The 13,472-nt window shown below is 62.3% G+C and carries 9 protein-coding genes and 1 pseudogene; 9 read left to right on the forward strand and 1 reads right to left on the reverse strand.

Annotated elements, in window-relative coordinates; translation table 11 throughout:
- Positions 1-5 precede the first annotated feature (5 nt).
- The 5 genes from I8N54_RS06970 (at position 6) to I8N54_RS06990 (ending at position 7,097) form a co-directional block, all read left to right on the forward strand.
- On the forward strand, positions 6-1,124 hold the full coding sequence (locus I8N54_RS06970; protein WP_140193248.1) for an NAD(P)/FAD-dependent oxidoreductase: 1,119 nt from the start codon (positions 6-8) through the stop codon (positions 1,122-1,124).
- Positions 1,125-2,165: an NAD/NADP octopine/nopaline dehydrogenase family protein gene (locus tag I8N54_RS06975; RefSeq protein ID WP_140193247.1), complete on the forward strand. Its 1,041-nt coding sequence runs from the start codon at positions 1,125-1,127 to the stop codon at positions 2,163-2,165.
- Positions 2,166-2,406: 241 nt separating this feature from the next.
- A complete protein-coding gene (locus tag I8N54_RS06980) occupies positions 2,407-3,660 on the forward strand; it encodes a cation:proton antiporter (RefSeq protein WP_140193246.1) in 1,254 nt (417 codons plus the stop codon).
- Between the two features lie 224 nt (positions 3,661-3,884).
- Positions 3,885-4,784 (forward strand): GIY-YIG nuclease family protein, encoded by a 900-nt coding sequence (locus I8N54_RS06985; protein WP_140193245.1) that lies wholly within the window; start codon positions 3,885-3,887, stop codon positions 4,782-4,784.
- Between the two features lie 339 nt (positions 4,785-5,123).
- Positions 5,124-7,097, forward strand: coding sequence for a P-loop NTPase fold protein (locus I8N54_RS06990; RefSeq protein ID WP_197097474.1), 1,974 nt, complete (start codon positions 5,124-5,126; stop codon positions 7,095-7,097).
- 306 nt (positions 7,098-7,403) lie between these two features.
- Here I8N54_RS06990 and I8N54_RS06995 read toward each other — a convergent pair whose 3' ends face one another.
- On the reverse strand, positions 7,404-8,330 hold the full coding sequence (locus I8N54_RS06995; RefSeq protein WP_140193243.1) for an isoaspartyl peptidase/L-asparaginase family protein: 927 nt from the start codon (positions 8,328-8,330) through the stop codon (positions 7,404-7,406).
- A gap of 27 nt (positions 8,331-8,357) precedes the next feature.
- Between I8N54_RS06995 and I8N54_RS07000 the strand changes: the two genes are divergently transcribed.
- The 4 genes and pseudogenes from I8N54_RS07000 to I8N54_RS07015 all read left to right on the forward strand — a co-directional run bounded on the left by I8N54_RS07000 (position 8,358) and on the right by I8N54_RS07015 (position 13,456).
- Entirely contained in the window at positions 8,358-9,404 is a 1,047-nt protein-coding gene (locus I8N54_RS07000; RefSeq protein ID WP_232790444.1) for a cyanophycinase, read from the forward strand.
- Positions 9,391-9,972, forward strand: coding sequence for a cyanophycin synthetase family protein (locus tag I8N54_RS07005; RefSeq protein ID WP_197097473.1), 582 nt, complete (start codon positions 9,391-9,393; stop codon positions 9,970-9,972). The genes I8N54_RS07000 and I8N54_RS07005 overlap by 14 nt, the downstream gene beginning before the upstream one ends.
- Before the next feature lie 12 nt (positions 9,973-9,984).
- Positions 9,985-12,039 (forward strand): annotated as a pseudogene (cphA, locus tag I8N54_RS07010) (cyanophycin synthetase); the annotation flags it as partial.
- 118 nt (positions 12,040-12,157) lie between these two features.
- Positions 12,158-13,456, forward strand: a complete 1,299-nt coding sequence (locus I8N54_RS07015; RefSeq protein WP_140193242.1) for an ATP-grasp domain-containing protein — start codon at positions 12,158-12,160, stop codon at positions 13,454-13,456.
- Positions 13,457-13,472: the final 16 nt, after the last annotated feature.

Below are 13,472 nucleotides of genomic sequence, written 5' to 3' on the forward strand. Positions count from 1 at the left end.
CAGCCATGAAAGTCATCGTCATCGGCGCCGGGATCATCGGCGCCTCCATCGCGTTTCGTATGGCCGAGGCGGGGGCCCAGGTGACCCTGGTCGAGGCCCACCGGGTCGGCAGCGGCACCTCCTCCACCAGCTACGCTTGGGTCAATGCTTGCGAGAAGCTCACCTCGCGCGCCTATTTCGATCTCAACTTCGCCGGGGTGAAGGCGCACCGCCGACTCGCCGGCGAGATCGAGGGCGCCAACTGGCTCCACCGCCCTGGCGTCGTCCAGTGGAAGGACGCGGGCGCCGAGGCCGCAGGCTTCGACGAGGGCAATTTCGACAAGCTCGAACGGCTTAAGAGCTGGGGTTACCCCGCCGATGCGATCACCGCCGAGACGCTGGCGCGGCTCGAGCCGGACGTGGACCTGTCCACCTTCACCGAGACCGGCGCGATCCACTACCCCGAGGACGGCTGGCTCGACTCGCCGGTCTACGCCGGGGCCATCGTCGCCCGCGCCCAGCGGCGCCATGAGTTGAGGCTGCTCACCGGCACCAAGGTGGCGCGCCTGCTGGTGCGGAACGGCAAGGCGGCGGGTGTCGTGCTGAACGACGGCACCGAGATAGAGGCCGACCGTGTGGTCAACAGCGCCGGCCGCTGGTCGAACGAGGCGGTGGGCGCGGCCGAGCACGAGCTTCCGCTGGCGCCGACCGTCGGGCTGATCGCCTACACCGCCAGCAGCGACACCAGCCTGCGCCACGCCCTGCGTACGCCGCTTGTCAACTGCCGCCCCGACGGGGCGGGCCGCATCCTGCTGCGCGCCAACGACATCGACAAGACGCTGGCCTTCGACACCCCCGCAACCCCTGACAACCCCGCCGCGCAGGAGCTGTTGTCGCGGATGATCCGCCTTATGCCCTCGCTGACGGGGCTGCATGTAGAGGCCGTGCGAACTGCGATCCGCCCGATCCCCAAGGACGGGCTCTCGGCCATCGGGCCCCATCCGGCGCTCGATAATTATTACGTAACCGTTACCCACAGCGGCGTGACGCTCGGCGCCTTCATCGGCGAGGCTGTGCGCGACGAACTGCTGCACGGCCGCTCGGTCCCCGAGCTGGCTGAGTTCCGCCCGGCGAGGTTCTTCTAGATGCGTATCGCGATCCTGGGTGCCGGCGCCGCCGGCTATGCCAACGCCGCCTACCTCATGGACCGCGGCCATGAGGTCGTCCTCTGGTCGCCATCGGGCGCCAGTACCGCGGCCCTGCGCGACGGCGCGATCCTCTGCGAAGGCGAGGTCGAGGGCAGCTTCCGGCCCCACATCGCCGACACCTGCGCCGAGGCCGTAGCGGGCGCGGCCATCGTCATGATCACGCTTCCCGCCAACGGCCACCGCGCGGTCTACGACGCGCTTGTCCCGGCCCTGAGCGACGGCCAGCTGGTGATCATCAGCGCTCAGCCGATCCTCGCCGGCTACCGGCTGAGCGACGCCGTGGTGGCGCGGGGCCTCGACGTGCCGGTAATGGTCTGGGGCACGACGCTGCTGCGTTCGCGCCGCCACGAGGGCACCAAGGTGCGCATCAACACCATCCGCCGCCGCATCGATGCGGCGGTCACGCCCGCCGACGCGCCGGTGCAGTCGCTCTGCACGGAGGTCTTCGGCGACCACTTTCAGATGCGCGACGGCCTGATGGCGGTCTCGCTTGCCAACATCAATCCCCAGTGTCACCTGGCGCTCGCCCTCACCAACATCACTCGGATGGAGCGGCGTGAGGCCTGGGGGCAGGGTGAGAACCTCACCTCCTCGGTCTCCCGACTGATGGCGGACCTCGACGCGGAGCGGGTGGCGATCGGTGCGGCCATGGGCATCGAGGTGCGCTCTCTCGCCGAGCACTACCACCTGACCTACGACATTCCCCGGGCCGCGTTCGAAATCATGGCCGAGGCGGTGCGTGACATGGGCCCCGGCCAGCTTGGCCCAACCACTCCGAACAGCCGCTACGTGCTTGAAGATGCGCCCTTCGGCCTCGTCGCGCTCGTGGCACTTGGGCGCGCGACAGGGCGCGAGGCGGTGCTGCACTCCGCCGGACTTAGGCTGCTGTCTTCGCTCTACGGGCGGGACTTCGAGGCTGAAAACGACTTGCTTGAGGGTGTCGACGTCAGCGCGCTGGTGAGGAAGGCGACCGTCTAGATAAAACTAAAGGGGCCTCTCACGGGCCCGGCTGTCCCCCCCCGAAGACGTCTGCGGTGCCTGGGGCTACGAGCAACACGAGGACATGGCTTAATAATCAGGCGGGAGTTTCGATTCTGAAGATTCCCGGATCGACAGGATCATCGAACGCTGCGATCGGGTTGCGAAGAAATAGACCCCGCGCCCAAGCAAACACGTGTCGTGCTACGACTTGAGCCTCCTAAGGACGTTTTCCAAGACCATGCATGACGACCCGTTCTTCGGCTTCGATTCCTACCATCTGACGTTGGCCGTGTTGGGGCTGGTCGTGATCCTCGCCCGCTGGGTGCCGCGCCTCGTATCGCAGCGGGAACCAGCGGCTGCTCCTCTGATGCTGCTCTTCGGGGCAACTGCGAGCCTGCTGCTGCCGGAAGTCACGTTACTGCCCGACCCGCGCTCCGCCCCTCTGGCTTGGGAGCTGGCGAGTGAACTGACGGTGATCGTAGCACTCTTCGGTGCCGGTTTGCGGATCGACGCCCTCGGACCTTGGCCGCGCTGGATGCCGACGGCGCGGCTCCTCGTTCTCGCAATGCCGCTGACAATCGCAGCAGTGGCGTTCCTCGGCGCAAGCCTCGCTGGCATGACCCTGGCCGCCGCAATTCTGCTTGGCGCGGTGCTCGCGCCGACGGACCCGGTCCTCGCCGGGGACGTGCAGGTCGGCCCGCCGCACGAGGGAGAGGAGCACCCGGTTCGCTTCACGCTGACGACCGAGGCGGCGCTGAACGACGGGCTGGCCTTCCCTTTCGTCTATCTTGGCCTGCTCGTCGCCGCCGAAGGAACGGGTTTCGTGGACTTCCTGACCGACTGGCTCCTGCTCGATGTGATCTGGCGCATCGCGGTCGGCGCGCTGCTTGGCTGGCTGGGCGGGCGGGCACTTGGCTGGGTCCTGTTCCGTCTGCCGTCCGAGGCGCCGCTCGCCGAAACGGCATCGGGTATCATCGCGCTGGCCGGCATTCTTCTCTGCTATGGCTCGACCGAACTGGCAGAAGGCTACGGCTTCATTTCGGTCGCGGTCATGGGCCTGACCTTGCGCCGGATCGAGGAACACCACCAATACCATCGGCGCCTCCATGACTTCTCCGAGACCATCGAGCACGCGCTGACCGCGGTCCTGCTGGTCGCGCTCGGCACGATGCTGCCATTGCTTCTGGGTGCCCTTACTTGGCCGCTGGTGGCCATCGCGGTCTTGGTATTGGCGATCGTCCGGCCGCTGGCTGCCTGGATTTCGCTGTGGGGCGCGGGGCTGGGACGGAATGACCGCGCCATTGTCTCTGTCTACGGCGTCCGCGGCGTAGGTTCGATCTATTGCCTTTGCTACGCCGCAAGCCATATCGAATTCCGCGACGAGGCGGCACTCTGGTCGCTGGTGGCCTTGGTGATCCTGATCTCGGCCGTCCTCCACGGCTTCACGGTCGGCAGGGCGCTGGAGCATGCGAGCAAGGGGGGCAATGGGTGAAGACGGGCGGAGAGCGGACCTTCGCTGCGGTGACAGCTAACGTCCGAAAGGGGCGGAAAGCGGTCGTTCGCTGCGCTTGTCACCAACCGCAGCAGTGCGCAGTAAGCTACCGGTCGGGATGCCGCTTCTGGTCGACGGGAAAGCGCAGCTTACGTGATATCTATGTGGAAGTGGTTCTTTCCAATGATTACGGTCTCCATCAGTGGAATTGAGGGACTGGTTGCATGAACCGCCGGTATTATTGGACCAAGACTTGGGGTGCCCCCGACATCCCAGAGTATGATGCGTTGGCACTAAGCCACGAAGGTACCCGCCAACGGATACTGGGCTACATCCAGCCTGGAGATATCATTGTTTACCTGACTAGTGACGCCAAAGAATCTGATCCGATGCTGCGCGGGCGGCTCGCTGGAGCCGTCGAGATTGCCGATCCCGTCTTAGAAGTGGATGTCGAATTTCTGCGACCAAACGAGAAACGACCGCCCGAGCATTATCGGGATGGAGACGGGCGGTTCCGTTGGCCTTATGGCATCGCCGTTTCACGGACTTGGGTCTTCATTGAGCAGGAAAGCAACGATACATTAATTCCAGATCACGCGGACAAGCGCATGCAGGGCGCGGCAAGCATTCACGAGATGCGACCGGAAGAGATCGGTCGTCTTATGTCGCTTGATGTTCGAGAACAGGTGAAGGGCGGGGCGACCGCAAAGTTGCCATTTCAGGGCTCACTCCATCGTCCCTGGCGCCAACAGGCCGGGATGCGCAAGGCGGCAAACGTGAACCCCGGCACGCATCTCTACATCGCACAGATCTATGATGCTCATGGTTTGACGTTTAAAGTCGGCTCCGGGAAGGTCGCAGACAGAGTTGATGAACTAAACCGCTACCGCCGTCTGACCCAAGGAGAGGCAAAATGGTCCGAAAGGTCATCGAGCCAATTCGCCACAGTCGCTGGCGCCCGAGCAGCTGAAGACTTTATCCTTTTTGAAGCAAAAAAGGCTGGGTATGGGTCTGACGATCACTCAGAGTTTCTTGTTGGGATTTCGAGCCGCGACCTGAATGCGCTCTATGCGAAGTCCATCGAAATCGGCCTGGCCGTGGATGCAGAAGAGACGATCGTTTGACGTCAGCTGACGGTCCACCCTCTGCGTGCTGCCGTATCTTGGGTCACGCTCCCCAAGGGCTAGAAGTGGCCACTCTCTGCACTTGCTCGCGGCAGCAACAACGGGCTGGGTGCGACTTCTGTCCCACAGTCACGGGGCGGATTCCGGACCTTCGTTGCGCTGGGCACGAACGACGGCGAAGCGCAGGAAGCGGACTTCGCAAATTTCACAATCTGTCACCTTTCGGGACGTTCCCGGCCTAAAGACAGCGTCCACAAATGGTGGTAGGGGATGGAATGCCAGGGACGGCACCAACCCACGACTATGGTCCCAAGTAACAGCATTTTGGCGGACCAATTCATGTATGAAACAGCCAGAAACCAGATTAGACACTTCCTCTCAAATTGGACAAATTCCACCGACAACCCCAAATTCGCCGTTTTGATCGAAGGGAAGTGGGGCTGCGGCAAGACGCATTTCATTCAAAGCCTGGTCTATCAGCCTGACTTCACCAAGCGCAAAATAATCTACCTCTCGCTATTCGGCGTTGGCAGTATGCAAGATTTTGAGCGGCAGTTGTTCTATGCAGCGTCTTCCAAAGCTACGAAGTTCATACATCAAGGGGTCGGCTTTGCTTCCTCCTTGTTCTCTGGCGCTATTTCTGTCGGCTCCGGTGGCATATTTTCGGGGTCAGCAGACATCGGCAAGGCTGTTGAAAGCACACTTGGTCAGGTGACCAAAGCTGTTGATGCGATCAATGACGCACTGGTCATAATAGATGACCTCGAACGTTGTGGGTTTGAACAATCAAAATTGCTTGGCGTCCTCAATCGCTACATCGAACATGGCAACGCACGGGTCATTCTGGTCGCAAATACAAGCCGGGTCAAAGACGTAAAGTTTAACGAGTTCAGGGAAAAGGTTGTCGGTCAATCCTTCGAAATCCCACCTGACCCAGAAACTGCGGTAGCGTCCTTCATCAGCGAGATGTCAGAGACGAAAGCCAAGCAAGTGATCGTCGCTCGAACGGATCTAATTGAAGAACTCTACCGTCTCTCGCAATTCAATAACCTTCGGGCAATTCGTCAGTTCTTGTGGTTTCTTATCGGCATGATTGATGCTGCCGACGAACAATATCTACACAATACTGAATTGATGGATAGCTTGACAACGCAAGCATTCATATTCTTCATGGAGTTCAAATTGAACTTGGGAGGCTCAGAATATGCGCTCACCCCTATTGATCTTCTCTCCGAGTATGGTGGCCACGATCCCGAAGACCGAAGCTTCTATACGTTCAAGATCAAAGATGATGAGCCCGACACCCCCAAGCGTAAAGTGATCCTCAAATACAACCTCGTGACTGGTATCCGAACATCCGTGACAATCCGTCAGTGGATCGACATTCTGAATAGCGGAACGGTCGATCCCGAACGGTTCAATAGCGAACTGGCAGGCGCATCCGAAGTTAACGGTCCGGACAGTTGGCCCTCTTGGAAACGGCTTTGGCATATTTGGAGTTGGGACTTTTCGGACGGGTCGGTCAAAGAATTCGACGCCGACATCACCGACATCCTAAAGGGTATTGAACAAGGTAGGTATCAGAACCCAGTTGTCGTAATGCATGTCGTAGGCGTTATCTTAATGTTGCTGAACGAGGGATTGATTAAAGATGCCACGGATGGCTGGGTTCAAAGACTCAAGCGATATATTGATGAAGTAGTCACTCCTGGCCTTGACCTTGAAAGCTTTAGTTCAACCCGTTGGAATTTTGACTCTGGATATGATGGTTTGGGCTATGTTCGTCGCGACGAGCAGGACTTCAAGGAAGTGCTGTCTCATTTGCAGGAGGCCGCAAAGAACTGGTACGCTAACTGGAAAGCCCAACCGGTTGCAGATCATTTAATCGAGACACTGAAAACAGACTACTTTGAGTTTCTAGGGGACCTAACCTACATCAACGGCAAGGGCACCCAAAGATTCTTTCGCGAGCCTATATTGCAGAGCATCGATCCTGGGAACTTCGTCGCCGCTTGGTTATCCCTTGGTAGGGAAAAAGAACGGATGCTGACTGGGTATTTTAAAGATCGCTATGACAGCGTGCCACAACTAATCCTGACCGAAGGCCCCTGGTGGCAGAGCGTAGCAGACTGCCTTTCCGTCAAGATCGACAAAGAGGAAATAATGCCGCGTAAAGCCCAGATGCGCGGTTTGGTGAAGGGGATCGCCAACTTGGTGGATGAAAGACTATGTAAACAGCGACTGCGTGGTCTGTTGACCGGCCAAGAGTGCCAAAGTGAAATCGACCTCAGTTGGACACTCAAACAAACGTAAGCCTATCTAACCAATCCGGCGCGGTACCAATGATCGCTGCGTGCTGGGAGCGGTCATTCGCTGCGCGATCCATGAACGGCAGCAAAGGGCCGGGAGCTGACCTTGGCTGCGAGGGTGGCCATAAGCGACCCTTCCCAAACATTTGCTGCGCGCATATCGTAGCCTATGGAATGAAAGTGCCGATTGGCAGGCAGAGATGATGCTCACGGCGCGCGTCATATTCGACGCGCTAATCACTCGTAGGGCAGGAGAAATGACGGCAAGCGCCATTGCCGACCTATCCTGCGTCGATCTCGTTTTCAGGCATCAATAGATATGGGTCTCGCGCGCGCCGTGCTCGACGCTCCAGCCGCGGTACATGCCTTCGCAGTTGAACGGCGCGGTAAAGCTGCCGTCCGCAGCCACCGCGATCAGCCCGCCGGAGCTTCCGATCGACGTAAGATCGTCGCGGACCACGCCGCCGGCCGCATCGTAGAGCGAGGCCGAGGTCAACCGTATCCGGGCTTCGATCTCGTGCGCGACGGCCAGCCTCAGGAAAGCTTCGCCGTCGCCGGTGGCAGAGACGGCGCAGCTGCGGTTGTCGGCGAAGGTGCCCGCGCCGATGACCGGGGTGTCGCCCACGCGGCCCGTCCGCTTTGCGGTCATGCCCCCGGTCGAAGTGGCGGCCGCCAGCGCGCCGTGCCGGTCGCGAGCGACAGCGCCCACCGTGCCGTGTCGCCGACTCGGATCATCGTCCAGCCGTCCGGCGCGCTCCATCTCGAGCGTCTCCTGCAGGCTGTACCAGCGCGCCTGGGTGAAGAAATAGGTGTCCTCCTCGAAAGGTAGCCCAGCCTCCGTGGCGACGGCATGCGCGCCTGCACCTATCATCAGTACGTGGTCGGTCCGCTGCATCACCGCACGGGCAGCGCGGATCGGATTGCGGGGGCCGCAGATTCCGGCGACCGCGCCCGCCATCCGGTCGCGCCCATCCATGATCGCGGCGTCCATCTCGTGCCGCCCGTCGCGGGTGAAAACCGCGCCACGGCCGGCGTTGAACAGCGGTTCGTCCTCAAGCGCGCAGACAGCCGCCTCGACCGCGTCGACCGCGCTGCCATCGGCGGCCAGCACGGCCTCGCCGGCGGCCAGGGCGTGGTTCAGAGCCACATGATACCGCCCCTCGGCCTCGGGCGTCATCGCCTCTCGGGGCAATACGCCGGCTCCTCCATGGATCACGAGAGTGTAGCTGCCAGTCATGTTGCACCTCGTGCCGATTTCCGGACAATGGCCAATCCCTCTGCCCGGGCAGTGCCGAAACAAGTGGCAGTTCGTGACGCGAAGATCAATTCATGCGACATGGGGCTGTCGCGTGAACGATTTCTTGGTAACCTAACCACAACATATGGGGCATCGCCCGCCAATCAGGACAGATTGATGAACATGTCGGCAAAGGTTACCGAGGGTGCTCCGGAAACCGTCGCGGCGCCGAGGCGCGCCCGCGGCGCGCTGGTCGCCATCGGCGGTGCCGAGGACAAGACCAACGAGATCGGCATTCTGCGCACCGTCCTCGCGCTGACGGAAAAACCCGATCCGGTGGTGGGCGTGGTTACCACCGCCAGCAGCATCCCCGACGACGTCTTCGCCGCCTACGACGCAGCGTTCCGCATCATCGGTGCGGCCGATGTCCTGGACGTGCGCGTGCGCGACCGGCGTGGCGCCAATGCCCCGCAGGTGATCGAGATGATCAAGCGCGTGGACGTGCTTTTCATCTCGGGCGGGGACCAGATGCGCCTGACACATGTCTTCGGCGGCTCGGCCGCGCTCGACGCGATCCGCCGGCGGCACGAGACAGGGATGGTCATCGCTGGCACCAGCGCGGGCGCGGCCTGCCAGTCATCGACCATGGTCTATGGCGGCCCGGCCGACGACTCGCTGCGCAAGGGCGCCGTCAAGATGTCGGCCGGCTTCGGGTTCATCGACGGCGTGATCATAGACACGCACTTTCTCGAACGGGGGCGGTTCTCGCGCCTGATGGAGGTCGGCGCGACCAACCCGGAATACCTTGGCGTGGGGCTCGGAGAGGACGCGGCGGCGCAATTCGACGGCGGACTCATCCGGGTGTTCGGCCCCGGACACGTCATCGTGGTTGACAGTTCGGAGATCAGCGGTTCGAATGTGTATGACCTCGCCGAAGGAGAAGCTGTCGCGGTTTCCGGCGTGAAAATGCACGCGCTGGTCGATGGGTATGGATATAGCCTGACAGACCGGCGAGTCCTCGAGCCCGACGAGCTTGAGGCACACGGTCTGGAGCCAAGGATTGCAAATACTTGAAAACCGCGCACTGCGCGGCCCCAACTATTTCAGCCGCTACCAATCTATCTACATGCGCCTCGACATCGATGATCTCGAGGACCGCCCAAGCGATAAGGTCCCCGGGATCGTGGACGCGCTCAGGGCGCTGATTCCGACCATCTACGACCATCGCTGCTCGGTCGGTGAGCCGGGCGGCTTCCTCCAGCGGGTGGAAAACGGCACTTATGCCGGGCACATGGTCGAGCACGTCGCCATCGAACTGCAGAACCTCGTGGGCTTCTCCGTGGGGTACGGCAAGACGGTCGACAGCTACGATCGCGGCATCTACGACGTCGTCTATCGCTACCGCGACGAGGCGACGGGCCTTGCCGCAGGAGAGGCGGCCGTCGATATCGTGCGCAGGCTGTACGATGGCCAGCCGGTCGATCTGCAGCCGCATATCGACCACCTCAAGGAAGTGCGTGACGCCAACGCGCTGGGGCCGTCGACGGGTTCGATCGTGAACGCCGCCAAGGCGCGCAACATCCCGTGGAACAACCTGACCGCGGGCACCAGCTATACCCAGCTGGGCCACGGCAAAAATTAGCGCCGGTTCCAGGCCACGGTCACCGACGCGTCGGGCATCATCGGCCACTCGATCGCCGACGATAAAGACTGGACCAAGCAGATCCTGGCAGATGCGGGGGTGCCGGTGCCGCGGGGCCAGACCTGCTATTCCTTCGACGAGGCGCAGGCTGCCGCCGAGTGGATCGGCTGGCCGGTGGTGACCAAGCCGCTGTCGGGCAACCACGGCCGCGGCGTGACCACCGACATCGCCTCGGTCGAGGACCTGCGCGCGGGCTATGACGCGGCTGTGTCGCGAGCCCGCGACGATTATGCCGGCGTGATCGTCGAAAGCTACATCAAGGGCGAGGATCACCGCATGCTGGTGATCGGCGGCAAGCTGGTCGCCGCCGCGCGACGGCGGCCCGCCCACGTGAAGGGCGACGGCACGCACACGATCCAGCAGTTGATCGACACTGAGAACGCCGATCCCCGGCGCGGAGTTGGGCATGAGAACCTGCTGACCCAGATCGATGTCGATGACCAGACCCGGCGCATGCTGGACCAGGCCGGGCTGGCGCTGGACACCGTGCTGCCCGAGGGCGAAATCGCCTTCCTGAAATCGACCGCAAACATTTCGACCGGGGGCACCGCCGCCGACCTGACGGACGAGGTCCACCCCGAGGTCAAGTTCGCGATGGAACGGATCGGCCGGCTGGTCGGGCTCGACGTTATTGGCATCGACCTGCTGTGCCAGAACGTGTCGATCCCGCTGGACCAGCAGCCCGCCGGCGTCGTCGAGGTCAATGCCGGCCCGGGGTTCCGAATGCATATGGCGCCCACGCACGGCACGCCCCGCCCGGTGGGCGAACACATCGTCGACATGTTGTTCCCCGACCCGACCGACAACGGTCGCATTCCGATCACGGCGATCACCGGCACGAACGGCAAGACCACGACTACGCGCTTGATCACGCACATCCTGCGACAGGCGGGCTGGTCGGTGGGCATGGGCTGCACCGGCACGGTAGAGATCGACAATAATGTCATTCTGCGCGGCGATTATTCGGGTCCCGCTGCTGCGCAAGCCGTACTGCGCGAACCCACCGTGGAGCACGCGGTGCTTGAGGTGGCGCGCGGCGGCATCATGCGCCGCGGCCTCGGCTTCGACGAGGCGGACGTGGGCGTTCTGCTCAACATCGCGTCGGATCACCTGGGCGAGCGCGGCATCCATACGCTGGACGAGCTTGCGCGTTGCAAGACCGTCGTGGTCGACGCCGTCAAGCGCAAGGACGAGGGCGGCTATTGCGTTCTCAACGCCGACGACCCGTTGGTTATGGACCAGGGCACTTACTGGGCCCGAGGCGAGATCATCTACTTCACGATGGATCCGGACAACCCCGAGCTGTTCGATCATCTGGCGGGGCTGGGCATGGTCCTGACCGTGAAGCAGGGCAAGATCGTGCTGCTGCGAGGCAAGGTCACGGTCGACATCGTCGAGGTCAACGACGTTCCCATCGCCTTCGAGGGGCACGCGCCCTTCAACGTGCAGAATGCGATGGCCGCGGCGGGCGCAGCTCTGGCCCACGGGATCGAGCTTGACGATATCCGCGCCGGGCTGCTGACCTTCCATCCGACGCCCGCGCAGATGCCCGGGCGAACGAACTACTTCGAGGCCGACGGCGTGCGCTGCCTGATCGATTACGGTCACAACGTCCCTGCGCTGATTGCGCTGGAACCGCTGGTTCGGGGCCTGGGCACGCGGCGAAAGATCGCTGTTTCGACCGCGCCGGGCAACCGCCGTGACGAGGATCTGATCGCTCTGGGTGCCCAGCTCGCACGGATGTGCGACAGAGTCATCGTCTATGAGACCGACGCGCGCGGCCGCGACGAGGGCGAGGTCGCCCGCCTGATCCACGATGGCGCGGCCTCCGAGGGCGGCGCCGAGATTGTTGAGATCATCCTGGACGAGGCCGAGGCTGTCGATCGCGCGATGGAATCCGCCGAGCCCGGCGATTTTCTGCTGCTTCTGGTCGATGATATCGCCGGTACGACCGATCGTCTCAAGGGCCGTAGCTTCGCCACGCAGGCCAAGCTGGCGCAAACCTGACTCGGGTCCCGGTCATGGGCCGCACGGGCCCAGACCGCCCTCACCCTCGCCGGGCGGCCCGCCATAAGAGACGCCCGCCCGGCCCATTCACGCATCGTCGTCGCAGGAGGGCGCAAACATGACCAAGCACGTATTCGTCATAGGACTGAACGATCTGAACGCCGAACGACTGAAACGCCTACGCGGCGTCGAGGACGTGAGGTTTCACCCGCTGCTGAGCCCGAGCCAGGTCTCGGAGACGCAGGATTTCGACATTCCCGCCATGCTGGCCGAGGCCGAGGCGACGCTTGACGGGCATGACGGATCAATCGACGCGATCGTCGGCTATATCGACTTTCCCGTTTCGACCATGCTGCCAATCCTCTGCAAGAAATACGGGACGCCGCAGGCGTCGCTGGAAAGCCTGCTGAAATGCGAGCACAAATATTGGTCGCGCAGCGTGATGCGGGAGGCGATCCCGGACCACATCCCGAAATTCACCGCCTTCGACCCGTTCGACGACTCCGCGCTGTCCAAGATCGGCGAGGCCGACCTGCGTTTTCCTTTCTTCGTCAAACCGATCAAGTCGTCCGGCTCGCGGCTGGGTTTTCGCATCGACAGCCCCGAGGATTTCGATTTCGCCACGGAAAAGCTGCGCGCCGAGATCCGCTCGATCGGCGAACCGTTCGACCATGTCCTGAGCCAAGCCGACCTGCCCGACGACATCCGCGCCGTCGAGGGGCATTACTGCATGGCCGAACAGGTGATCGGCGGGCGGCAATGCACGGTCGAGGGCTACGTGCACAACGGCGAGGTCGTGCCCTACGGCACGGTGGATTCGATCCGCTACCCGCAGGTGCTGAGTTTCTTCTACTACCTCTACCCGTCGCAGCTTCCGCCCAAGGTGCAGGAGAAGATGTGGGAGATCACGCGGTCGATCATGGCGCATATCGGCTACGACAACGCGGGCTTTAACATCGAGTATTACTGGGACGAAGTGCAGGACAAGATCTGGCTGCTCGAGATCAACACGCGCATCGCGCAGTCGCATTGTGACCTGTTCGAGATGGTCGACGGCGCCAGCCATCAGCAGGTCACCGTCGACCTGGGGCTGGGGCGCAAGCCTGACCTGCCGCACCGCGAAGGGCAGCAGAACGTGGCGGCGGAGTTCTTCTACCGGGTGTTCTTCCGCGACGCGACGATCGCGCGCGCACCGTCGCGCGCCGAAATAGAGGTCGCCGCTGAGCAGGTCGACGGTACGCGCGTCACCTCGTACGTGTCGAAGGGCATGCTACTGTCCGACCTGCCCGAGCAGGACGCCTACAGCTTTGCCATCGCCTCGGTGTGGATGGGGGCGACCAAGCAGTCTAAGCTGCTATGGAACTACGAGCAGGTGATGAAACGCCTGAACTACGAATTCACGGACATCGTGGAATAGCGCCCGGTGGACTTCG

Origin of the sequence: Pelagovum pacificum (assembly GCF_016134045.1) — a bacterium.
GTDB classification, from domain to species: Bacteria; Pseudomonadota; Alphaproteobacteria; order Rhodobacterales; family Rhodobacteraceae; genus Oceanicola; species Oceanicola pacificus_A.